The organism is Legionella saoudiensis, from assembly GCF_001465875.1.
Taxonomy (GTDB): domain Bacteria; phylum Pseudomonadota; class Gammaproteobacteria; order Legionellales; family Legionellaceae; genus Legionella; species Legionella saoudiensis.
Window position 1 is genome coordinate 45568 of record NZ_LN901322.1, and the last position, 23404, is coordinate 68971.

Sequence of the window (23404 nt, forward strand, 5' to 3'; positions counted from 1 at the left end):
AGCAATAGATCGTTCTGGTGTTTCAATTTAATTTTTCTTGTTATGGTATTTCGCACGAAACCAGTATAGAGCAATTAATGTTGCCGCATCGATAATTTTCATTGTATCCATCAACATGTAGACTTTTTCGCGCAGCAACACTTGAGTTAATAGTTCTTCATTTTCATCTTTCAGACCATGAAGCCCTTCTTCAGGCGTGCCAAAAAATTCTGCATAATAGATATGTGTTTTCTCAGTCATTAATCCTGGACTTTTATATACACTAGCAATGTGCTGTACGTGCTCCACTACAAGTCCAGACTCTTCATGTACCTCTCTATATGCAGTCTCTTCGGGGTTACTATTTTTATCAATGGTGCCTGATACGCATTCAAGAATAAATGGATCATCCCGGTTGGTATTGCAAAATACTCCTGCACGAAATTCTTTGCATAAAATAAAGCTATCTATTAAAGGGGCATAGATAAGTACAAGAATAGAATCATTGCTATGTACGACTTCTCTTCCTTCTAAGGAAATTAATTTTTTAGAAGGGCTAAAACTGGGGATCTCTAAATTATATTTATAGACTTGCAGATAACCTTCATGAAGAGGCTCCTTTGCAGTCAGGCGGATCTTTTGGTCCATATTATCTCCGAAATTTACTTTTATATTAGAAACTCGCTATTGGTAACAAGGCTATTCTGGATTTAAAACGTTTGACCCTTGCTTTTGCTGCGATGCAAAAAAAAGGGGTTATCCTACGATAACCCCTTATGATTTTTAACTTTTATTAAAAAGCTCGAGAACATCGAACCCCATATAGGTAGTATTTAACACCAGGGCCCTGAGCATTAGCTCCAGAATCGAAAAGCTGAGACCACGAGTTGTTTTGTTTAGAAACTGAGTCTTCGGTGGAGCTGTGGTAGAGGCCTGCAAGGCAGTTTGCACCCAGAGCGCAGGAGGTGCTTGGATCGGCCGCAGCAGAGACACCAATTAAAGCGGGTAAAGCATCAATGATATTTTGCGTACCAGCAATACAACCTGCATTATTTGGTATGTATGTGGGACCCATCTCGCAAATTGCCGGTAAATACCAGTCTGCATAACCATTAATTGTTTGTGCGCAGAGTCCTGCAGCGTAATAGGTTAAGGGCGTGGGTCCAGGAGTGGCTGTGAATGGTGGGGTTCCAGATGTGTCATAGTGTGTAATGAATGTATTATAAAACTTTAAAATATTTTCCGTATTACATTGACCATCGGCATTACCTTGACATGCTCTAAATGACGAAGCAGTAAAAGGGTTTGGATTGGTATAAGTTGCTGCAAAAGTGGTTTGGAGCTCAGAGAAAGTAGGGGATGGGCTCAATGGAGTAGACGTATTATCAATTCCAGGGATTACATCGTTACTTACATCTTCGGCATCCCAAACAGGACCACCGTGACCTGTACCACCATTTGAGCTATAGATAATTCCAGGATGTACGGGCTCCTGATCAGTCAAGGCAACCACTTTACCACCAATGCTTTGAGAGCTATTTGCCGTTTCGGTCATGGCATAAATAAAGCCTCCTTGATAAATACAGCCATAACCCAGAACCTCTACATTTATGGTGGTTTGGAGTATGTTATTTGCAGTGATAGAGATCACACCTGGTATTGGTGCAATTCCCGTTGTGCATGCTGCATTACCTGCTCCGGATGTTGCTGTGCTACCAGGAACTACGGTGATTGTGCAAGAAGCACCTGCTGCTAGAACCTTGCCATTGGTGCATGCGGAGGAAGATGTAGTGTCTACTGTAGTTCCTGTTGGCCAGGTGGGATAATTAATGGATAATTCTGTTGTAGGGGCATCGCCGTTGTTGGTGATGGTAATAACCCGAGGCTGGCCTGATGGTCTTCCGTTTAAGGTAAGACCTTTGATACTAAGTGCCAAATTTGTCGTACTTGCACTTAAATTTTGCATCACTGTAATGGCTAAACTATCTGCTTTGCTCGGGCTGAAACACTCATTGAGGTTAGGTGTTCCATTCGAATTAGTTTGACATAAAGCAGGACCTCCAAAGAGTCCGCCTGCAGGTAACGCATTGCCGTTAATAGTTAATGACAGCAGGCAGGTGGAATTTGCAGAGCCTTTGGGTCCAAGCAGACAAGGGCCATTTTGACTTACCCCTGTTTGTGGCTTAATAATCAGGTTATGGGGTTTTCGTGAATTATTGCTTACAGTGTACTGTACCTCAACGGTGCTTGTTGATAGTACTGTTGCTGTAGGTGGGTGATTGATATTTGGTGTGAAACTCCAGACAGGTATTCCTGCCTGTACAGCACTTATAAAACAATAAGTACTGAAACCGATGCCTAATTGTGGCATTAAACGCGCTAACTTCATGATATGTCCTTATGCGATGTAGGTTAGGTTAAATAAAATACCATGGGTGAAAATACAGGAATCATTCAGAAAATGAATGGGAAAAGAAATAAATTGAATGGAATGGATAGTCCCGTTGTTCATAATCCCTTAAATAATTTTAAGCTGCAACATAATAAATTATCCTATCGTAATTGTGGCAGAAAGGCAAAAAATTCATTTAATTTCAATAGGTCAGCTCTATTTTTCACGAATGACCGTAAATTTTATTCTGGTTGATTTTATCATTTGCAAATTCTCAGATAACTAGTGCAATAAAGTACCTCTGTTTTCATTGATTTGCCCTATAACAATACCAAATAAATAGAGAAGAGCCCAGAGATTGGGCTGGTGCAATTTGGTTTAGTGTTTTTCAATTAAAGAGGATACATTGTTTAGATCACAAGCCAAATAGGAATAATACCTGGGCAAAAACCAGCCCAGTTTTTGTATCAATGCCTGTATTTCGTTGGGTGCCAATTGATTTTTGTCAATGGAAAATACTAACTCATTCTGAGCCGTTTCTGGGAGATGGATGAGCTGGATTTTTGCCTCATTGATACCGAAATGTTGCATGATTGCTTCCAGTAGTTTTATTGACGTAACCGGCAGGATCTGTGCTGGCACATCGTTAATGAGGATATCGGTACCTTCGCGAATAATATGGGGATGTAGTTGATCTGTTTTGAAGGGATGATCTTCTGGCTCAGTAAACGTTCGATAGAGATGAAAGCCTAGGACGTCACCATAACTTAGATCTATAGTTTGTTTAGGATTACGTGCTTCAATGGCTATGCCAATGCCCTCATGGATTAAGAACGTATCGATTAGCTCAGGAATAGTATAACTTGCGCCGCCTTCTTTAGGGGTGGTTCTGGCAAGCTCAAGATTATAGTATGTGAGGCCTGCGGGATTAAAAATAATCTCTGGCTCGCCACTAGTGAAGATGGCATGGGGTAGGCATGTTATAAGACGATTATACCAAGCTGCTCGTCTGTTGGTGCGATCAATCTCTAAAAGTGCTTTAAGTTCTTGAGTCGCTGAAAGGGAAATAGCTTTGTTTTCCGAAGTATCCATGAAGTATATTTTCATTTAAAAATTGCATTGTATCAAAAATAGCACAATGAATCATATTGATGTCTCTAAATATACTTTAGGATAACTGGCCTATGGAAGGTTCAAATAATCTTTGGCTCAGTAAAGATGCATAGTAATAATTTTTTATTTATGTTACATAATCATTCGCAAGTAATAATTTATTTTCACTAAGACTATCCACTAATGGACTTGAAAAAAGTAAATTTAAATTTATTAGTTTATTTTGAAATACTTTTTACAGAGCTTTCTGTTTCAAAAGCAGCTGATAAATGTTATTTGAGCCAAGCTGCGATGAGTGGAATTCTGAAACGATTAAGAGAAATATTCGATGATCCCTTATTTATTCGCGAATCCCATGGACTCCAGCCTACACCCAAAGCCATAGCTTTATATTCTAAAGTTAAAACCTGTTTAACTTATGCTGAGGAAGTTTTCGCACACCATGAGTTTGACCCATCTACTGAAATAGCAACGTTTAATTGTGTTTTTGGAAGTCACGGAGAGCTCCTCATTTTATCCAAATTAACTGCGTATCTAGAACAATATGCTCCTCATATAAAACTTAAAACTGCTTGGATTACAGGGCATTTAAATTTGGATGAAACATTGGCAAGCACTGTTGATTTGGTTATTGGTGCAGATTTTCTACCTCATGGAAATAGCATAATTAAAGAGTTTTTACTTGAAGAAGAGATGGCTTGTGCCATGCGTAAATCACATCCATTCGCCAGTAAAAAATTGACTCCAGAATTATTTATGGAAGCAGGACATGTGGAAATTCAATTTATTGAAAATGCGTTGGTCCAGCTTGGAATCAATATTGGCTCTAAAAGAAAGATTAAAATAACTGTGCCTAATTTGATTAGCGCCCTTGAGGTAATTCGTGGAACGGATAACCTGGCAATTGTCCCTTCCTCTTTAGCCTGCTTATTAAATGAAAAACAGGATTTTGAAATAAAACCGTTACCATTTCCCAAAAAAAGTTTTTCCATTAACCTCTTTTACCACAAACGGTTTACTAACCACAAACCACTACAATGGCTTATGAGCATTATTAAAGAATTTTGTATTTGAATTCGAAGAATATAGGAGTTTTCTTGGTAATGCTTAATTTTATCATTGATAAAAACCTGAGCTCAATACAGGGAAAATATTTTTCAATAAGAGGGGATTATATTTATGCTATTTTATTGCTATTTTTTATGGTCTTAAATTCAACCCTTTGCAACAGAGTGAAAATTATGCCATTAAACGGTGATACTAATGATACCCCACTATTGATCAATCTAAAGCATGTGGAAATGCAGTTTGTGCCTTTACTTATTCAGTTTTTTACAATGCAATCACAAGCTGGAATAAATCTGTGGAAAAAAGACACTCCTTATACTTTAGAAAACGGCACGGTAATTACATTAAAAAATGATGTCTTTCGACGTGAACGAAAAGAAGGTCATTCTGGAATGCGCTATGAACTAATCAGTAATGGCCCTCCTCTAGGGGACGGTACTTTTGGGGAAGTCTGTAAAATCAAAGGCACTATGAGTTTTGATGAGCATTCAATAAAAATAAAAAAGCAAAGGAAAGATGGTAAAAGACGGGTAGTTAAAATACAAGAACATGATTCTTCTAACCCCCTCTCAGCGCTTGATAACGAATATAGGCTAACAAAAAAAACGCCTCATCTTGCAGTGAAAAAGCCAACCCTTGTGACCAATTCCTCGGGTACTCAAATAAGCTTCACCGCAATGAATCATCTCCCCGGAAAGGAGCTTTTTTACATCATTGAAGAGCGCGCGGATTTATCTTCGCTTCAACGGGCTGAGTTAAGTCTCGCTTTAATCAATGCATTAGAGGAGCAAGTATGTAAACAAGGCATTGTTCACCGTGACATAAAACCCGAAAATATTATGGTTGATCTGGGTCCTCCAATCCAAGTACATTTTATAGATTTTGGATTGAGCAAAGATGCCATTCATAGAAATGATGTTATTAGTGGTACGCCAGTTTATTTAGCTCCAGAGGTAAGAAGCTATTTAAGCCGTATCGATTATAAGGCTGACATTTTCTCTCTGGCACGTGTTATTGCTTTATTATGGAATGTTGATTTCGGTACCTATGATGATCCTGGAACTTATTATAAAGCGACACCCATTAGAATGTTATGCTCTCTCTTTAGTGACATTAAATCGCTGGATATGGATGCAAAACGTCTGATAAAAGATACATTACTTGGAATGTTGAATTTTAATCCAGAAGCTCGTTATTCCATTAGCAAAGCAAGAACGGGTTTTGAAGCTGCAAAAAACATAATCAAAGCAAATTATAAATCACCTCTTAATGCAAACTCATTGTTTCGGACTCAAAATAGTGCTGAGCATAATGAGTCCCAAGAAGTTTTTATTAAAATAAACTCTTGTCCTTAATGGTAAAATTCAAACAGGGAATAGATATTGGAAATATCCTTGATGAGATTGCACCAAAGCATAAAGTAATCTCATCAAGGATAAGAGAAAAAATTTATCTAGTTGATATTAACATCTTTCTGCAACATGGTTGAATCCTGGTTATTGCATACCGAATTTATATAATAGGTAAATTTTCCTGAAGTTCCGGGTAAAGATCGATCAGTCCAGTTCATTGCTGAACCTTGCCAAAGAACTCGCTTGAGCCAGTCACGAACTTGATAACTGGTTACTGGCAAACTTTGTGCTGGAGCAGTCCAACTAAGGCTGATGGATTTTTTATCACTGCTGTAATTCGCATTGATGTTGGTTGGAGGAAGGCACTGAGGAGTATCAGGAATAATTACATCATACTGGACATCTTTAGAGACTCCATTGCTGCAGACCGAACTCAGAAAATAGGTAAATTTTCCTGATGTACCTGGTAGCGTGGTATCTGTCCAATTTAACTTATTATCTTTCCATAATAATCTTTTTTGCCAATCCTTAACTTGATAGGCTACTACATTCGTGCTGTTTCCAGGGGCATGCCAGGACAAAGAAATATTCCTCTTATCAGGTGTATAAGATGAGGAAAAATCTATTGGAGGATTACACTGGTCCGTGGGAGTAGAGCCCCCTATCTGATAAACTTTCACACTGTTTACCTTCATGCTGGCAGATTGCATTTGCGAGTTAGGCGCTCCAGCATAAGGTCCACCTACCGCGAGGTTAATGATAAGGTAATAACCGCCATTGGGATCGTTAAACCCTCGTTGTAAGGCAGCAGCACCATCAGCAGGTAGTGAATCAGTTTTTAATGGTCCCCAGGTTTTCACGTTATCAATATAGCCTGTAAGGATATAGCCGCCATTTTGACTGTTTGGGTCTTGTTCCCATTCAAATCCCCAAGTGTGCGGGTTCGCATAGGCTAATTGAGGGAACTGATGTGAATCAAGAGAATAACCCCAACCACGACAATCTCCACCGCCACACTGTGAGGAGTTTCCATTAAAATGCAGCGCGGCTGTAGTTATGTTAAAAACCGTATTTTTAGGGTATGCTTCCATAATATCAATTTCACCATTTTGAGGCCAATTAGAGTCATAGGTGGGCATCATCCATATTGCAGGCCATAATCCTTGATTGTAGGAGCTTGGATTTTTACCTTGTTGACATAAGCCATCGATACTTTTGGTACAAACAGGTAAATTGATGTTTACTTCCAGGTAACCATGTTTTATTTCTTTCGTAGTCCATACTTCTGAGGGCACTGGAGAGTTAAATGGAGGTGAGTTAAGGTTAGCTCGAGTCATTATTTCTCCGCTTTTCCAAAAGCCGGTATTAATCAGATCTGCGAGTAACGTTAATTTTCCGTCCGTGCTCTTAATTACTTTTGAAGTATCATAGACATTAATTTCACCGGACATACGGTGATCATAATTGGTCGATGCGTAATAATTGAGACCACTGCTTGCTTTGTCTTGCAAAATATCGGTAATTAATTGACATGTTTTTGATTGATCAAAGGCGCATGAAGCAGAGAAGGCAAGAGTACATGAAAAAACAGATGGCAAGACTAACAGCAAGTTTTTATTAATTATCATTAGTTTTCGTCCTTATTTAGTGGGTATCTTTTCCTGTTAAAATTAATAAGATTATGATTATTAAAATAATCACTTTTAAATTGTAATAAAAAAATTGCTGGTTTGGCAAATCCTCCACATGGTTTGTGTCCTGTGTACGAGAGACAAATAATAGCTTCAGGGCCAGCAGTTACTAGGCTATAGAATTAAATAAAATTATTTTTCCAAGGCGTGAATTCACGAGAATTCTGTGATTTGTAATAAAATCTAAAAAGTTAATTTATAAGTAGTTTAGTGAGTAAAATTGCAGAAAATAAAGGCACATACCTTAGTTCAATATTAGCGTATGTTACAATTAAGGCTTTGACCTTCAGGTTCTAGTTCCACTTCTTTTTTAGGCTCTTTCATCTGATGCTCCTCTCTCATTTGTTTAAATGCATCACGATGGTTTTTGAATGAGGATTCAGGGTTAACGTGTTTTTCTAAGCCATATTTCTCTTTGACATTTTTTTCTACCTCCAAGAGATCTCGTATTTCATTGTCTTTTTTGGCAAGTAGTGTATTCATCTCTTCAAACATAGGTGAGTCACTGGGAACCCCTACTTTAATTTTAATAATATTATCTCGTTCCATATATAAAACTTTAAGCTTCTGCTCAATGCTATCGACTGTTTCTTTGAGTGCGCTAGGTTCTTTGCCGGAGGGACTTTGAATACCTATATCGCTTAGTCCATTTTTGGATAAAATGGTTGACTCATCTTTGGCATTGCGGTGCTCAATAACTTTCAAAATACCATTATTACAAATATCCATTAAAAGAGCATGGCCACATACAACAAAATCAGTAAAAGCTCGTGATTTTCCATAGAGAAACATTTGCTTGATATTATCTAAAAATCCTTGTTTTTCTTCTGCATTTTCATTGTTTTTATGTAAATTTTTTACAATATCCTTTTCAACAATAATATTGAGATGACCGTCTAAAACTTTAGCCTGAAAAGGAGTTTGCTGAGCTTTTAAAACCTGTTTTAAATTATTATCGTCTACATCAAATCCCTCCGGCATAACACGAGCGGTAACAAAATGATGAAGGGTAGCCAAAGTATGATTCGCATGTTTTTTAACATAGGGAACGATATCAGGGTTCATTTCCTTACCAAAAGCTTGTTCCATATGCATTTGGATTTTTTCAAGCTCTTTACGGTATTCATGAGTGAGTTTTTTTATATCCTTTTCTTGAAAGGCATCAGGATTTTTTAAAAACTGATCAAATTGCTGCTCAAGTGCTTTAACTTTTTCGCGCGACTCCAGTACTGCTTCAGGAATAGTTTGATTATTAGCCATACACCATGCTTGCATTTGATCAAAATTAGTGGCGATTTTTTTTAAAACGGTCATGACACTTGATAATTCACAAGTATTAATATGTTGCTGATGAAACACTTCGGGCATAAAATAATTTAACGCAGCACCTGCCTCTTTTACCGCCTCAGGTTTAAGCGGTTGGAAAAAGTTTTCCCGTAAATAACAATGAAAATTAACTCCTTGCTCCTGATACATTTCCCCCACATGGGATAAAAACTCATCCATTGGCATGTCTTGCAGGCCAGGAATTTTTTCACCCATTAATTTGTTCAAATAATTAGCAGCTTCATCATCGCTCATTCGATTTATTTCTTGCATTTTTTTGACCAAATCAGCTACAGCAACTGGCTCAATAACCAGTCCTTCCATTTGATAGTTAAAGGCAGAAAGGTGAGCAAAAAGCGCAGATAATTTTTGACGATTTAAATCTCCTGCGGAAGGAGGATTAGCAGAAGTTTGCGTAGGAGCGTTCGGGTCTCGATTTAAATAATTGTTTAACTCTGTTTCCGGTGATTTTAGTTTCGAACCTTGATTAATACAATGTTGAATAAAGTCCATTCGTACATTCTGCACTTGAAAAACTAAAGGTTTTTTTTCACTGCCTTTTCCCATATGCTCAAAGTGCAATTTGATTTGTGTTTCAGGCGCGATATGTGGATTTTTGCTCATACACCATCCCCAGGAAGTGCTTTAAAATTTTCCTTTATGGATAAATGAAGTATAAGCCTTGGCTTTTAAATATTCAAATTGACTACATTTTTAATATATAAAATAATTGAGACACCTCTTGGTTTTTGCTCGGCTTGTCTGAAAGAAAAATATACCCCCAACTTCGTACCCCCAATTCACTTGGTGATAATTATTTGAGTAAGTCTACTAGAAGGGCAGTTGAGTTATTTATGATGTGTTGCAACCGCAGGTTTTAAATATACCATACAGAGAATGCCCGCACACAAAGCGATAATGCAGCAAAAAACAATAGGTAAAATAAGGGACATAACAATTAAAAAACTACCTGCAATGCAAATAATTGCATCACCTAAAGTACGCAAACTTACCTGCGTGCCCATGACCTCTCCTTGAATGGTCGTATGAGACATGTTGGATATATGAATCGTCATAGTCGTGGTTACACTAGTGATGCTAAAACCAATGAGTGCAAAGAATAAAAACATGGGGATCGGATGTTGAAAAATAACCATAGCGGCAAAAATAAGTGCCGTAACCATTATTGCCCAAATAATAACTTGATGAATGGGCAGGCGCTTTGAAAGATGATAGGGAAGCCACGAGGCACCAAAGGCTAACGCAGCGGACAATGCTGCATTATAAAGTGCAATCATCCCCGGAGACATAGCCCACTTGCCAGCTAAATAAACAGGCCCAAACTCGTAAAACATGTCCACCGCAAAGGTAAACAACGTACTGATAACCAATAAAGACCTCAAATGAGGATGATTCTCAAATAAATGCTTAAATTGACGGATAATATTAAGCTGACTCATTATGGGTTCTTTCTCAATTTTATGAGAGGCTTTATGTTCTGGCAGTTTCCACCAGGCGAACCCCAGTGCAGTGATTGACGCTAATCCCGCACAGGTAAATGGAAACGACCATGAAAACCAGGGCACAAGGCTTGAATTAGATAATAAACCGCCAATAATAGGCCCGATTATATAACCAATACCTGCCATAGTATTGAGGCGTCCGAAGCTTACAAATTTATTAATAGTTGTCAGTTCTGCTGCTAATGCTCTAGCCACCGCAAAGGTGCCCTCCATAAACCCAGTTAAAAAACGGCTAAACAATAATAACCAGAAACTGTGCATCCAAAAGGAGATAACCGTCAGTAAATATCCCAAGATGCTGCCTATTAAGCTAATGATTAGGATTTTTTTTCGCCCATACAAGTCAGAGCTTCTTCCCAGAATAGGGGAGCCAACAAATTGTCCTAATGGGAAAATAGCAAGGGTTACCCCGAGCCAGATACGCCTACTATTCTCACTCCATTGCGGAGAAATAATAAGCTGATCTGTGGATTGTAAAAACAAAGGCGGAAAAATGGGATACGCAATGGATGAGCCGATAAAACTAATGAAGACAATTAGTAGGATAATCCAGAGTTGTTTTTGTTCTTTCATTATTTGCATACGCATTTTCAGCCTTCAATAAGCTACGTAAGATTATACTAAGCATAGGCTCAAGATAAAAAATTTTGCAGTTTAGAAATTATCAGATAACGAATTTATAATAGAAATTTATTGAATATGCTAATATCTTTATTAAAGATAAGCAAACGATCTCAGTAGCATTTTGCTATGTTAGAAACAATAATAAATCTAAAACGTATAAATAAACAATGGATCTCAAAAATAGGTGGCAAGTAGGTGTCTCAATTTTATCACTCATAATGCTAATTATTTATGGGTGCTTACAATTATTCCACAATCCTTATGCCCAATATCCCCTGTTCTTTCTTTTGATTACCGCCGGTTTACCATTATTGTTGCAGATTATTTTTAAACTTATAAAAGGCAGCCTGGGGGCAGACATATTGGCAGCTTTAGCTTTGGTTACTGGGGTAATTTTACAAGAATACCTTGCTGCAGCCTTTATCGTTCTAATGCTTGCCAGTGGTCAGGCATTAGAACGATACGCTATGAGAAAAGCCTCATCCGTATTATTGGCACTCGAACAGCGCATGCCTTTAATTGCTCATCGAAAAATAAATCATCGTATAGAAGATGTTGAATTAGAGCACATAAAAATAGATGATGAAATTGTTGTATATCCTCATGAGACTTGCCCCATTGATGGTACTGTTATTGAGGGACATGGCTCAATGGATGAATCCTATTTGACAGGCGAACCTTATCAAATTTCTAAGTCCCCAGGCGCATTTGTTTTATCAGGTGCTTTGAATGGAGACTCGCCCTTAATTATAAAGACTACTCGCCTTACCTCGAACTCTCGTTATGCCTCTATTGTCAAGGTTCTAGAGGAAGCAGAACAAAAAAGGCCTTCGATAAGGCGTTTGGGCGATAAAATAGGAATGTTTTTTGGGCCAATTGCTTTAATTTTTGCTGTTTTGGCCTGGTATATTTCGGGTGACTCCATTCGATTTCTTGCCGTATTGGTTATTGCTACACCCTGTCCTTTGCTGATTGCCATCCCTATAACTATTATTAGTGCTATATCAAAAGCTGCAAAACAATCGATTATTATTAAAGATCCCACAGTAGTGGAGCAATTACCCATCTGTAAAACGGCCATTTTTGATAAAACGGGTACTTTAACCTATGGCCGACCTAGCTTAACTGAAATAACCCTAACTGCTGATGACACACGAGAGAAGATTCTTCAATTTGCTGCCAGTCTGGAACGTTATTCTAAACATCCTCTTTCATTCGCCGTTTTGAATGCCGCAGAAAAAGAGCGTATTGTGCTTCTTGAAGCATCTAATGTTTCTGAAATACCTGGTCAAGGGTTAGAAGGAGCAATTAATAACCAAAAAATACACATCACCGGTAGAAAAAAATTATTGAAAACCCATCCTGAATTGAGCTCTACGCTTCCTTGCGAGAAATCTGGCCTTGAGTGCATTGTGATAATCGACAATAAAGTTGCTGCAACGCTAAACTTTCATGATCCCGCCCGCCCTGAAACGAAATCCTTTATCAGCCATTTAAAACCAGCTCATCAGTTTAATAAAATAATGATCGTTTCTGGTGATAGAGAATCGGAAGTTAAGTATATTGGTAATCAGTTAGAGGTAGCGGAAATTTATGCCTCACAAACACCAGAGCAAAAACTCGCTATTGTACGTGAGGAAGTGAAAAAGGCACCTACTGTTTTTATGGGTGATGGGATTAATGACGCCCCAGCTTTAACTGCTGCGACTGTGGGAATTGCATTTGGTGAATTTAGTAATGTAACTGCAGAAGCTGCTAGTGCGGTGATTATGGAAAATACCTTCAATAAAGTAGATGAGCTTTTTCACTTAAGCTTAAAAACAAGAAAAATTGTATTACAAAGTGTTTTGGGTGGTATGGGGTTGAGCATCATGGGTATGTGTTTTGCAGCCCTGGGTTATATTCCTCCTGTCACTGGAGCAATTATTCAGGAATTCATTGACATATTTGCGATTATGAATGCCTTAAGATTAACCTGGGAACAAAATATTAAAATTGATTTGCCACCTTCCGGTGTATAAAGCTCATTATCAGTTTGGCTGAATATGCGATAAGTTATTAAAACCTATGCATCAACCTAAGGGCTCTATGAGACGTAAAATAAATTAATAATATATTTTAGTCGCATAATGTAGTTAAATGAGGTAGCAATCATAATCTTAAGCAGGGATAGGTTAAGATAAAAAAATGAGGTATTTCAGTTTAACTATTTGTTTATTAATCAGTTATATGAGCTCAATTGCCTGGTCAGCCCAGGTATTTACTTTTAAAGAAGCTTTAGCAACAGCGTATCGCAATAATCCTGAATTGCAAGCAGAACTGGATAAAGCCCAAGCTATGCGCGGTTATTTTATTCAAAGTGGTCTTTATCCTAATCCTCAGCTGACGTTAACCGCAGAGAATTTTGGTGGCTCGGGAAGCTATTCAAGTTATGAGTCGGCAGAAACGACTGCATCCATAACGCAACCTATCCCCCTAGGAAAGCGTCTCTCCTATTTGAAGAAGGCAAGTTATGCTGATTATTTAGCTGCCTTAGGGCAAATTAGTGTTCAAAAAGCAGCAATTTACATGGCTGTTGGTGTCACCTATGTTGATGCCTTGTATGCAGACCAATGGCATCAAGTTACCAAAAAACTTATTACCCTAAATAGAAATATTGTGCGCTCGATAGAACGACGAGTTAAAGCAGGGGCGGGCTCTGAGTTAGACTTAAGATTGGCTCAAGGACGTTTAGGTGAGGCGCGTATCCAGGAAAAAAAGGCGCAGCGTGATGCGTTATCCCAGCGTGCTAAGCTTGCTCGTTTATTAGGTAATGGGTTAAGGGTCGATTTACCCTTAGTAGATAAAGGATTACCCGATGTTACATTAGATTGGGCAACGCTTTTAAAAAAATTACCTCAAAGCCCACAACTACTACAAATGCAGCAACAACTAAAAGCCAAACGGGCCACCATTACTGCGGTCAAAAAATCGGTATGGCCTGATTTAAATATTCAAATAGGAGGCCGTCATTTCTCTGATGATGGCAGCAATGCAGCAGTACTGTCTGTTTATGCCCCAATCCCGGTTTTTGACCGCAATCAAGGAAAAATAATGACAGCCGAGGCGCAATTGACGCAAACCATGCATCAATATTTGGGAGCCAAGCTTGATGTCCGTCAAACGGTATATAATATATTTTTACAAGCCCAGCAAAGTCGTTATGAGGCTGATTTAGTAACTAAGTCTTTGTTACCACTAGCGCAAAAGTCAATAAAACTAGCGCAAGATGGCTATCAAATGGGTCGATATACGTACATTGAATTATCCATTGCACTGACAACTTTGTATGAAGAAGAGCGACATTATCAGCAAGCTCATGCAGATTACCATAAAACATTAATTCAATTGACAGGGCTTTTAGGTCTTCATCCAAACAAGGAGAGTAAATGAGCTTGTTATCATCAATAATTTCTCTTGTGCAAATTACCATACTCTTATTAGGAATGAGCTCTCTTGGGGTGTGTGCCGAAGCCAACCACGTTTTAGGAGAAGATCAGCATCAAGAAGTGGTAGAAAAAGGTCCCCAGGGAGGTCGTTTATTTAGAGAGGGTGATTTTGCTGTAGAACTGTTAATTTTTGAACGAGGAATGCCACCTCATTTTAGAGTGTATTTTTATAAAAATGGGGAAATGATTGTGCCCATACCCTCAAATTTGAGTTTGGAGCTTACTCGATTTAATGGAAAAAAAGAGCAAATTAATTTCATTCCTATGGGAAATTTTTTACAGAGCAAGCAGGTCATTGATGAGCCGCATTCATTTGAGGTCACAATTCACTTTAATCATTCAGGAAAGCAATTAAATTGGCAGTATTCCTCTTATGAGGGGCGCGTAAAAATCATTCCTTCGATGCTTAAGGCTGCTGGAATCCAAACAGCCATCGCTCAACAGCAAGTAATAAAAACCCAATTAAATGTCGTGGGTAAAATTACTACCAATCGTGATACCAAAGCACCTATTTATGCCCGTTATTCAGGAATTATTAAATTAATGACTAAAAATTTAGGGGATGAGGTCACGAAAGGCGACTTATTAGCGGTTGTTGAAAGTAATGAAAGCTTACAAAGCTATGAAATAAAAGCGCCTATAACAGGAACGATTGTGCAAAAACATGCAACGAATGGGGAGTTTGCCCAAAATACTAAACCTATTTATGAAATAGCAAACCTCGCTAATGTTTGGGCTGACTTCACCTTATATCGGAAGGAAGCTTCCTTGGTAAAGTCAGGCATGAATATAACTGTAACAGGCGATGAAGGAAAGCCTAAATCCAGGAGTACCATTTCCTATATCTCTCCGTTAGGTATTGAGGATAGTCAAACGACTTTGGCACGGGCAGTTCTTAATAACGAAGATCGTTTATGGCTTCCTGGCATGTATGTTAATGGTGCTATCCTAATCAAGGAAAAAACTGTTCCCGTTGCCGTATCTCTTTCCGCGCTTCAGCGAATGGGTACGCAGGATGTAGTTTATGTGCAACAAGGTGATTATTTTGAGGCAACCCCAGTTCGTCTAGGGGAAAAAGACAATGAATGGGCTGAAGTGATTTCAGGATTAGATGCAGGCCAGCATTATGTAAGCAAAAACAGCTTTTACATTAAGGCAGAAATAGGCAAGGAAGGCGCAAGCCATGAGGACTAAGAATCATAATGCTTGAAAAAATTATCCAATTCTCTTTACGGCATCGCTGGTTTATTCTTTTGTTCACGCTCATTATAGCCGCGTTGGGCATTTACAATTTTCAGCGTCTTCCAATTGATGCGGTACCTGATATTACCAATGTGCAAGTTCAAATTAATACTGAGGCATCTGGGTATTCACCTTTTGAAGTAGAACAACGCATTACGTTTCCCGTTGAGTTGGCTATGAGTGGATTGCCTAATCTTGATTACACACGCTCTTTATCTCGTTATGGCTTATCTCAAGTGACAGTGGCCTTTAAAGATGAGACGAATATTTATTTTGCGCGACAACTGATAAACGAACGTTTACAACAAGTTAAAGATAAACTACCGCCAGAAGCAGAAACCACACTAGGACCTATCTCAACAGGACTCGGTGAGATTTTTATGTATACGGTAACGAACAAATCCAATGTTTCAAAAAATAAACGTCATACCCCCACGGAGCTGCGAACAATTCAAGACTGGATTATTAAACCTCAATTACGCAACGTAGAAGGCGTTGCGGAGGTGAACACGGTTGGAGGATATGAAAAGCAACTTCATATTACTCCTGATCCCACTAAATTGGTACGTTATGGCTTGAGTTTAAATAATCTGGTCGAGGCTCTGCAGCGTAATAATGCGAATATTGGGGCCGGTTATATTGAGCGTAATGGCGAACAAAACCTCATTCGTGTGCCAGGCCAAGTGAAGAACAGTACCGATATAGAAAATATCGTGGTGGCAAACTTTAATGGAACTCCTGTGCGCATCCGTGAGGTAGCTGAAGTAGGGCTTGGCAAAGAGTTACGTACAGGCGCTGCAACAGAGAATGGCGAGGAGGTTGTTCTAGGAACTGTTTTTATGCTGATGGGTGAAAATAGTCGCACCGTATCGCAACGCGTGGCCGCCAAAATGAAAGAGATTAATAATTCACTCCCGCCAGGAGTCGAAGCAGTTACAGTCTATAATCGAACATCGCTCGTAAATGCCACGATTAATACCGTAAAGAAAAATTTACTGGAAGGAGCGCTGTTAGTTTGCCTTATCCTATTTCTATTTTTAGGTAACATTCGCGCAGCGCTCATTACTGCTGCCGTGATTCCCTTATCCATGCTCCTTACCATTACCGGCATGGTAACAAATCAAATTAGTGCCAATTTAATGAGTTTGGGGGCTCTTGATTTTGGTTTAATTGTTGATGGCGCGGTCATTATTGTAGAAAACTGCATGAAGCATTTAGGGCAGCAACAGCATGCTCTAGGGCGAACTTTAAATTTGGAAGAGCGCTTAAAAGTAATTGCTGCTGCTACCACCGAAGTGATTCGCCCCAGCATTTTTGGGGTATCGATTATTACGGTTGTTTATTTACCGATTTTAACGTTAACCGGTGTAGAAGGAAAAATGTTTTTGCCTATGGCAGAAACCGTAATCATTGCGCTCTTAGCCTCAATGCTCTTCGCATTAACTTTTGTTCCGGCTGCCATCGCTATTTTTTTGCGAGGGCCAGTACAAGAAAAAGAAAACCACTTGATGCACCTCCTTTCTCTAGGTTATGCAAAGGTGTTACGGCACTGTTTTCATGCTCGCAAGATGGTCATTGGGGCCGCCGTAGTTTTAGTTTTTATTAGCCTTATCCTTGCTTTTTGTTTAGGAGGAGAATTTATTCCAAGCCTTGATGAAGGCGATATTGCCATGCATGCAATGCGTATTCCAGGTACTAGTTTAACCCAAGCTATTTCCATGCAGGATTTAGTCGAAAAAAGGATAAGGCAATTTCCGGAGGTAAAACGTGTGTTTGCCAAACTGGGCACCGCAGAAGTGGCGACAGATCCCATGCCTCCGAATGTGGCAGATACATTTATCATGCTAAAACCACGCCAAGAATGGCCAAACCCTAAAAAAAACAAACAGGAATTAGTTCAAGAAATTGAGCAGGCGGTAAAAGAAATCCCTGGAAATAACTATGAGTTTACCCAACCAATTCAAATGCGTTTTAATGAATTAATTTCCGGAGTACGTAGTGATGTGGCGGTGAAGGTATTTGGCGATGAGATGAGTACCTTATTAAAAACAGCAGACGCGATGAGTACGGAGCTTAAAAAAATACCCGGCGCTTCCGATGTTAAAGTGGAGCAGGTGAGTGGTCTGCCGCTTCTAACTATAGACATTGATCGTGATGCACTTGCTCGTTATGGGCTACAAATTGGCAGTATTCAAGATGCTCTATTAATCGCCATAGGGGGTAAAAAAGGTGGGGAGGTGTTTGAGGGAGATAAGCGATTTGATTTGATCGTACGCTTACCTGAGGTATTACGCTCAAGTCCTGATGTGTTAAGACAGGTATTTATCCCTTTGCCTCTTGGAAAAGATGGCCACAGTCATTTTATTCCTTTAAGCGAAGTGGCTAAAATGGTACGCAGTGAAAGTCCTAATCAAATCAGCCGTGAAAGCGGTAAACGCCGTGTGGTAGTTACCACTAATGTTAGAAACCGAGATTTAAGCTCCTTTGTTGCTGAAGCAAAAGAACGCATTGAGCGAACAGTTAAAATTCCCAGTGGCTATTGGATAAAATGGGGAGGTCAGTTTGAACAACTGCAATCAGCCTCAAAACGCTTACAAATAGTTGTGCCCATAACTTTATTGGGTATTTTTTTACTTTTATTCATGAGCTTTGAAAATATAGTTAACGCCCTATTAGTATTTTCCGGTATTCCCCTGGCCTTGACGGGTGGCGTTTTTGCTCTTTGGTTGCGAGGTATTCCTTTATCCATTTCAGCAGGCGTAGGTTTTATTGCTTTGTCAGGAATCGCCGTTTTAAATGGTTTGGTGATGATTACATTTATCAATAAACTACGAGAACAAAAAAAATTATATTTAAAAGATGCCGTATTACAAGGTTCACTCGCACGCCTTCGTCCGGTGTTAATGACGGCCCTGGTTGCATCTCTGGGATTTGTCCCCATGGCATTAGCAACTGGCACGGGTTCAGAGGTGCAAAGACCTCTTGCCACGGTAGTCATTGGCGGTATTGTCTCATCTACCTTTTTGACTTTGTTGGTATTGCCTGGATTGTATTTTGTATTTCATGAGAGGGCATCAAAGAAAAGACTTAAGAATAAGAATTAAAAGGAACAGCTTGAATAGCTAAGAATATTGGCCGCAAAAACTTTTCCTCTGGAAATAATCATTCTCCATCAACCAGATGAATTAATGTATTGATGTATTTCATCAATAAATCCATATTAACCTGTTCCATTTCGTTCACTTGACTCAGGGTAAGAACCCCTTTTTCTCTAAGAGCTTTATCAATCCAAATTAAAGGAGATCGAAGACCCACTAAGGTAGGATAAAATCTAATATTATGATGCAGCAAAGAAATAGCATAAAATAGATTATCTTTTTCCCAAGAAAGTTCTCTGCTTGGCTCTTCTTTTTTTAAGAGCTGAATAATTTTATTTAATAACTCTAACTCCTCTCTTTGTATTTCTCTAATCTCTTTTTCTGTAAGCTCATTAGAAATTTTATTTTCAATGTTTTCTTTCTCAATAAGAAGTGAATTTAACTGTTCAGCATCCATAGGCACCTCTTTTAAAAGCTAATCCTTTAACTTAAATATAGACCTCTATTCCAAATTAAGCTTGATGGTTCAAATGTAGTGCTTCACGCTAATAGGAAGTACTCTCCGGTAAGTCTTATTACAACCAACCCACTATTTATAGATAAATTGGTCAACATTACCTATACTCAAAAACTATAGGATTATAGTTTTCCAATCATATAATCCTATTGACTTACTTTAAGTATTCGAATCTAAAAACTCTTCTAGGACTGCTGAGGGTTTGTTTCCTACTAAATTATTTTTCATATTATTTTTAAACGTAACAGGAACAGCTCTAATCGTAGTACCACAAACCTTATCAAATTTATCATTGGCCATTTGATAGAAAATCCAATCCCTATATTTTTCTTTATTAGAAACTTGCTCATATATTGGCAAGAAAGCTTTGCAGTGGGAACACCAAGAGGCATGGACTAATAAAACTGTTTTGGGCATTTCTAATGCAGCACAATCATTGTTGGTGAATGGTTTTAATGTTGCGAAAGAAAGAACAGGAACCAATGTTAGGAGCATTACGATAAAATATTTTATCAGACTTTTCATTTATTTCTTCATTTGGAATTGATTTGAGCGGGGATGATAAATTAGATAACAATTCAAATCAATTAGCACAAAATAGCTCTATGCAAAGGGAGATGCACTAGTATAAAAATAATTTTCATTCTTAGTAATATTGAATTTCAACGTTAAGCATACGGCAAGCATTTAAGATTTCTTCGACACACAATTCATTATCATTAGAGTAGTAAACAAAGTTTCTATGGATATTACTGCTGGCAGAATTTAACGAGCACCCATCAATAGAGGATACAGCACTATATCTTCCATCCGAAAGGCTAGCCCGAACCACTCTGCCATAATCGGTGAACAGAAAACAGGCCATTCCTTGGTTATTAGAAAAAAGCGAATTTAAATAAAATGCATTAAAGCATGGACAGGCAAGTGCATTACCATTAGCTGATAAAACAGTTGCCATCAGTAACATTTGAAATGTCTTTTTCAACATTAGGCGTCCTTATCAGTTTAAGTAAATCCTTTTTTAAATTATAGAACATGCAAATTCCGCTGCTGAGGATAACCTTTAAATTCAACAAAAAAACGGTTTGTAGCTAAAGAATTGCAAATTCGAATACAACTCGATAATATGGTCTTACAAGAAAAAAATAATAAGAAATTATGAAACTTGCACTCTTTGCTACAGCGTTACTAACAGCCGCATCTGCCTCTGCTACCGTTCCTGTTAATAACTGGTATACGAGCGCTTTTGGCGGTTACACCCATTTATCCTCAAATGTAAGAACAAACTATTATGGTTTCTTACTTTCTGATGTACATTACCGTTATGGCTATGATGTAGGTGGTAGCATCGGATATCAAAGTCATCCTATTCGTTATGAGTTACAGTATACTTATTTATATGCTGACACCAATCAATATAGTTCAAATTATATAAAACGATTAGACATTGATGGCGGCACTAAAGCAAATATTCTTATGGCAAATCTTTATTATGATTTTCCTGAACTTTTGAGTAACCTTTCACCCTTTGCTGGGGTAGGGATTGGTTATGCCCTCATGCATGCCACGTTAAACAGCACAAGCCGTTTCGATCGCCCTCATTTTAACAGAGATCAAAATTCGTTTACTTACCAAGGTCTTGCAGGATTGACTTATAATGTTAGGAACAATCTTGCAGTTAATGCCGTCTATCGCTATACGGCAACAACTAATAATGATTATTGGGGTAAATCTCTCCAAGCGCAAATGGCTAATTTGGAGGTAGTATATCGTTTTGATATGGCAAGTAATAATAGTGACCGAAGCAAATGATTAAGTTTTTAAATAGTATTCAATTAAGTAATGAGTTTTTTTCTTGCCCACCTGATTCAGGAACGATTTTTTATGCAGGAAAAACACCGGTTAACTGTAAAGGTAGCTCTTTTTCTATAAAGTCTTTATCTACCTTAAAAGAGCTGCTGGCCCAAGAAGAAGAAACAGTTTTTCGTTTTTTAGTAGATACAGCAGGCAAATTGTGGTTTGCTTTTGAAACTCGTCCTCACAATAATGCACCAAAACATTTTCAAATGACCGGCGAGCCTCTAGAAATAGCACGCTGCTTGACCGCAGGAAATATCAAATTTACTAATAAAACCGGCTCAGTTTTAAAAAACATTAGTCATCGTAGCGGCGATTTTCATCCCTCATTCCTTTCACTGCGTTGGCTATTGGCAATACTTGTTATCAATGAAGAGTTACTTCCCTTTAAGTTGTCTAAGCTTATTGTTATAAAAGAAATAAAAAATGACAAAACTTATAAGCATATATGGCGTCTAAAAAAAATCAAAAAGTGGGTGGATGGTTTTCGTGATAATGAAACACTAATAAATCAATTAAACCAGGAAAATCTCGACAGCAAAACAGTACATTATAAATCAACAAGGTACCTCGTTGAAGAAAGCCCTACTTTTTTACCAGAAAGAGAAAGAAAAGTGGCATTCAGTTAGTACATCAAAAAGAACCAGGAAGAGCCTCTTGTGCTCAAACCTTCTTCGATTGACAGTAAAGGATGGTTTCAGTGATTAATGTCCTATTGGTTTTACTTGCATTTATATTAGTTTTACTAAATGCTTTTTTTGTAGCTGCTGAATTTGGTATGGTGAAACTCCGCGCAACTCGAGTGGAGGCAATTAAGGCCAGTTATGGCTTAAAAGGTAAAATTTTATTTAATGTGCATCAACATCTTGATGCGTATTTATCTGCATGCCAGCTTGGTATTACCTTCGCCTCTTTGGGATTAGGCTGGATTGGAGAGCCTGCCTTTGCTCATTTAATGGAACCATTTCTGCTCCTAATTGGAGTCAATTCTCCTCAATTCATAACGGTCATCGCTTTTTTTACCGCGTTTTCATTTATCTCATTTCTTCATATCGTGGTTGGGGAGTTAATGCCCAAGTCTCTAGCTATTCGTCAGTCAGAAAGAGTCTCCGTATGGACTGCCTTGCCATTATATGGCTTTTATTGGCTTATGTATCCAGCAATTTGGGTGCTTAATACCTGTTCGAATTTCTTATTAAAAGTTTTTAACTTAGACGCAGTTCATCATGGCGAGCATTTTTACTCAACAGAAGAAATAAAATTGCTTTTAAACGCCAGCCATTTGCATGGAGAGCTAACCGAAGAGGAGGTCGATATCATCGAGCATACTTTGGATTTAGCTGATTTGAAAGTCACCGAAGTGATGCGTTTTAGTGAAGAGATGGTCATGATTGATTTAAATCAACCCATTAACCAAATGATGAGTCTTATTATGGAGCATCGCTATAGTCGGTATCCTGTATATGATCCTGAGCAAAAAGATATCATTGGGATTATTCATGTAAAAGATATTCTGCCTGCCATTTACCACAAATCTGAACTAGACGACTTAAGGCCCTTTATTAGACCCATTCTAAAAATTTCCCGTCGCTTACCTGCATTAGATTTATTGCGTCAATTTCGTGAGGGAATGCCTCATTTTGCTCTTGTTTATAGTGGTAAAAGCAACATTTTGGGATTTGTTACCTTAGATAACTTACTTCAAGTACTCATTGGCCGTATTAAAGATGAATTCCATCGCACTAAAGTAGATTGGGTATTAAACAAGGATGGAAGTATTACGGCCTCAGGAAATTGCTCCATATACTCTTTAGAGCAAGCTATTGATCGTGAAATTGACGTTGAGGATGATATTGATATTTTAACAGGATTGTTTTTACAACGCCTAGGATATATGCCTAAAGAAGGAGAGCATATTGATTTTCCTGAATTTAGTGCAGACATAGAAAAGATTAAAGCTACTAAAATTCTCAAAGTAAGAATTTATCCCAAAAAGATACCAGACTAAATACAGGTGGGGATTGCATCTTTATTTTGTTCACTCCTTTTAATGATTTTCTAACGAAGATGATTTCTAGCAATCAGGAAGCTCAGACAAATCAGGGTTAATCACATTAATAACGTTAACTCGATG

At 38.2% G+C, this 23404-nt stretch carries 18 protein-coding genes; 9 read left to right on the forward strand and 9 right to left on the reverse strand.

What is annotated here, in order from left to right; all coding sequences use genetic code 11:
- Positions 1–27: 27 nt before the first annotated feature.
- The 3 genes from BN3124_RS04600 to BN3124_RS04615 all read right to left on the reverse strand — a co-directional run bounded on the left by BN3124_RS04600 (position 28) and on the right by BN3124_RS04615 (position 3478).
- Positions 28–627, reverse strand: coding sequence for an NUDIX domain-containing protein (locus tag BN3124_RS04600; RefSeq protein WP_058533700.1), 600 nt, complete (start codon positions 625–627; stop codon positions 28–30).
- Positions 628–772: 145 nt separating this feature from the next.
- Positions 773–2368, reverse strand: a complete 1596-nt coding sequence (locus BN3124_RS04605; RefSeq protein ID WP_058533701.1) for a hypothetical protein — start codon at positions 2366–2368, stop codon at positions 773–775.
- Between the two features lie 381 nt (positions 2369–2749).
- Positions 2750–3478 carry a hypothetical protein gene (locus BN3124_RS04615; protein ID WP_230849072.1) on the reverse strand — a complete coding sequence of 243 codons (729 nt, stop codon included), beginning with the start codon at positions 3476–3478 and terminating at the stop codon, positions 2750–2752.
- Between the two features lie 189 nt (positions 3479–3667).
- On the opposite strand from BN3124_RS04615, the gene BN3124_RS04620 reads away from it, so the two are divergent.
- Both BN3124_RS04620 and BN3124_RS04625 read left to right on the forward strand, forming a co-directional pair.
- On the forward strand, positions 3668–4558 hold the full coding sequence (locus BN3124_RS04620) for a LysR family transcriptional regulator (protein ID WP_058533704.1): 891 nt from the start codon (positions 3668–3670) through the stop codon (positions 4556–4558).
- A 167-nt stretch (positions 4559–4725) separates the two neighbouring features.
- Positions 4726–5907: a protein kinase domain-containing protein gene (locus BN3124_RS04625; protein WP_196398896.1), complete on the forward strand. Its 1182-nt coding sequence runs from the start codon at positions 4726–4728 to the stop codon at positions 5905–5907.
- Positions 5908–6005: 98 nt separating this feature from the next.
- On the opposite strand, the gene BN3124_RS04630 is transcribed toward BN3124_RS04625, so the two are convergent.
- From BN3124_RS04630 to BN3124_RS04640, 3 genes are all read right to left on the reverse strand, one after another.
- Entirely contained in the window at positions 6006–7532 is a 1527-nt protein-coding gene (locus BN3124_RS04630; protein ID WP_058533706.1) for a glycoside hydrolase family 16 protein, read from the reverse strand.
- A 318-nt stretch (positions 7533–7850) separates the two neighbouring features.
- Entirely contained in the window at positions 7851–9545 is a 1695-nt protein-coding gene (locus BN3124_RS04635) for a hypothetical protein (RefSeq protein WP_058533707.1), read from the reverse strand.
- 224 nt (positions 9546–9769) lie between these two features.
- Complete coding sequence (locus tag BN3124_RS04640; RefSeq protein WP_058533708.1) at positions 9770–11032, reverse strand: MFS transporter; 1263 nt, start codon at positions 11030–11032, stop codon at positions 9770–9772.
- 254 nt (positions 11033–11286) lie between these two features.
- On the opposite strand from BN3124_RS04640, the gene BN3124_RS04645 reads away from it, so the two are divergent.
- From BN3124_RS04645 to BN3124_RS04660, 4 genes are all read left to right on the forward strand, one after another.
- The gene (locus BN3124_RS04645) at positions 11287–13089 is read left to right on the forward strand and encodes a heavy metal translocating P-type ATPase (protein WP_230849073.1); all 1803 of its coding nucleotides are present in this window, start codon (positions 11287–11289) and stop codon (positions 13087–13089) included.
- 208 nt (positions 13090–13297) lie between these two features.
- Complete coding sequence (locus BN3124_RS04650; protein ID WP_230849108.1) at positions 13298–14500, forward strand: TolC family protein; 1203 nt, start codon at positions 13298–13300, stop codon at positions 14498–14500.
- Complete coding sequence (locus BN3124_RS04655; protein WP_058533711.1) at positions 14497–15750, forward strand: efflux RND transporter periplasmic adaptor subunit; 1254 nt, start codon at positions 14497–14499, stop codon at positions 15748–15750. Before BN3124_RS04650 ends, BN3124_RS04655 begins: the two co-directional genes overlap by 4 nt.
- A gap of 8 nt (positions 15751–15758) precedes the next feature.
- A complete protein-coding gene (locus BN3124_RS04660) occupies positions 15759–18902 on the forward strand; it encodes a CusA/CzcA family heavy metal efflux RND transporter (protein WP_058533712.1) in 3144 nt (1047 codons plus the stop codon).
- A 58-nt stretch (positions 18903–18960) separates the two neighbouring features.
- On the opposite strand, the gene BN3124_RS04665 is transcribed toward BN3124_RS04660, so the two are convergent.
- The 3 genes from BN3124_RS04665 to BN3124_RS04675 form a co-directional block, all read right to left on the reverse strand.
- The gene (locus BN3124_RS04665; protein ID WP_058533713.1) at positions 18961–19353 is read right to left on the reverse strand and encodes a hypothetical protein; all 393 of its coding nucleotides are present in this window, start codon (positions 19351–19353) and stop codon (positions 18961–18963) included.
- A gap of 219 nt (positions 19354–19572) precedes the next feature.
- On the reverse strand, positions 19573–19938 hold the full coding sequence (locus BN3124_RS04670; protein ID WP_058533714.1) for a thioredoxin family protein: 366 nt from the start codon (positions 19936–19938) through the stop codon (positions 19573–19575).
- Between the two features lie 121 nt (positions 19939–20059).
- Positions 20060–20401, reverse strand: a complete 342-nt coding sequence (locus BN3124_RS04675; RefSeq protein ID WP_058533715.1) for a hypothetical protein — start codon at positions 20399–20401, stop codon at positions 20060–20062.
- A gap of 170 nt (positions 20402–20571) precedes the next feature.
- Between BN3124_RS04675 and BN3124_RS04680 the strand changes: the two genes are divergently transcribed.
- The 3 genes from BN3124_RS04680 (at position 20572) to BN3124_RS04690 (ending at position 23278) form a co-directional block, all read left to right on the forward strand.
- Positions 20572–21225 (forward strand): outer membrane protein, encoded by a 654-nt coding sequence (locus BN3124_RS04680; protein ID WP_058533716.1) that lies wholly within the window; start codon positions 20572–20574, stop codon positions 21223–21225.
- Positions 21222–21899, forward strand: a complete 678-nt coding sequence (locus tag BN3124_RS04685; RefSeq protein ID WP_058533717.1) for a hypothetical protein — start codon at positions 21222–21224, stop codon at positions 21897–21899. Before BN3124_RS04680 ends, BN3124_RS04685 begins: the two co-directional genes overlap by 4 nt.
- Before the next feature lie 71 nt (positions 21900–21970).
- Positions 21971–23278: a hemolysin family protein gene (locus tag BN3124_RS04690; protein ID WP_058533718.1), complete on the forward strand. Its 1308-nt coding sequence runs from the start codon at positions 21971–21973 to the stop codon at positions 23276–23278.
- Positions 23279–23404: the final 126 nt, after the last annotated feature.

What these genes read in the sequence shown, in the direction of transcription:
- BN3124_RS04600 (WP_058533700.1), bottom strand. Translation starts at nt 627, where the DNA reads ATGGACCAAAAGATCCGCCTGACTGCAAAGGAGCCTCTTCATGAAGGT.
- BN3124_RS04605 (WP_058533701.1), bottom strand. Translation starts at nt 2,368, where the DNA reads ATGAAGTTAGCGCGTTTAATGCCACAATTAGGCATCGGTTTCAGTACT.
- BN3124_RS04615 (WP_230849072.1), bottom strand. Translation starts at nt 3,478, where the DNA reads ATGAAAATATACTTCATGGATACTTCGGAAAACAAAGCTATTTCCCTT.
- BN3124_RS04620 (WP_058533704.1), top strand. Translation starts at nt 3,668, where the DNA reads ATGGACTTGAAAAAAGTAAATTTAAATTTATTAGTTTATTTTGAAATA.
- BN3124_RS04625 (WP_196398896.1), top strand. Translation starts at nt 4,726, where the DNA reads ATGCCATTAAACGGTGATACTAATGATACCCCACTATTGATCAATCTA.
- BN3124_RS04630 (WP_058533706.1), bottom strand. Translation starts at nt 7,532, where the DNA reads ATGATAATTAATAAAAACTTGCTGTTAGTCTTGCCATCTGTTTTTTCA.
- BN3124_RS04635 (WP_058533707.1), bottom strand. Translation starts at nt 9,545, where the DNA reads ATGAGCAAAAATCCACATATCGCGCCTGAAACACAAATCAAATTGCAC.
- BN3124_RS04640 (WP_058533708.1), bottom strand. Translation starts at nt 11,032, where the DNA reads ATGCGTATGCAAATAATGAAAGAACAAAAACAACTCTGGATTATCCTA.
- BN3124_RS04645 (WP_230849073.1), top strand. Translation starts at nt 11,287, where the DNA reads ATGCTAATTATTTATGGGTGCTTACAATTATTCCACAATCCTTATGCC.
- BN3124_RS04650 (WP_230849108.1), top strand. Translation starts at nt 13,298, where the DNA reads ATGAGCTCAATTGCCTGGTCAGCCCAGGTATTTACTTTTAAAGAAGCT.
- BN3124_RS04655 (WP_058533711.1), top strand. Translation starts at nt 14,497, where the DNA reads ATGAGCTTGTTATCATCAATAATTTCTCTTGTGCAAATTACCATACTC.
- BN3124_RS04660 (WP_058533712.1), top strand. Translation starts at nt 15,759, where the DNA reads ATGCTTGAAAAAATTATCCAATTCTCTTTACGGCATCGCTGGTTTATT.
- BN3124_RS04665 (WP_058533713.1), bottom strand. Translation starts at nt 19,353, where the DNA reads ATGGATGCTGAACAGTTAAATTCACTTCTTATTGAGAAAGAAAACATT.
- BN3124_RS04670 (WP_058533714.1), bottom strand. Translation starts at nt 19,938, where the DNA reads ATGAAAAGTCTGATAAAATATTTTATCGTAATGCTCCTAACATTGGTT.
- BN3124_RS04675 (WP_058533715.1), bottom strand. Translation starts at nt 20,401, where the DNA reads ATGTTGAAAAAGACATTTCAAATGTTACTGATGGCAACTGTTTTATCA.
- BN3124_RS04680 (WP_058533716.1), top strand. Translation starts at nt 20,572, where the DNA reads ATGAAACTTGCACTCTTTGCTACAGCGTTACTAACAGCCGCATCTGCC.
- BN3124_RS04685 (WP_058533717.1), top strand. Translation starts at nt 21,222, where the DNA reads ATGATTAAGTTTTTAAATAGTATTCAATTAAGTAATGAGTTTTTTTCT.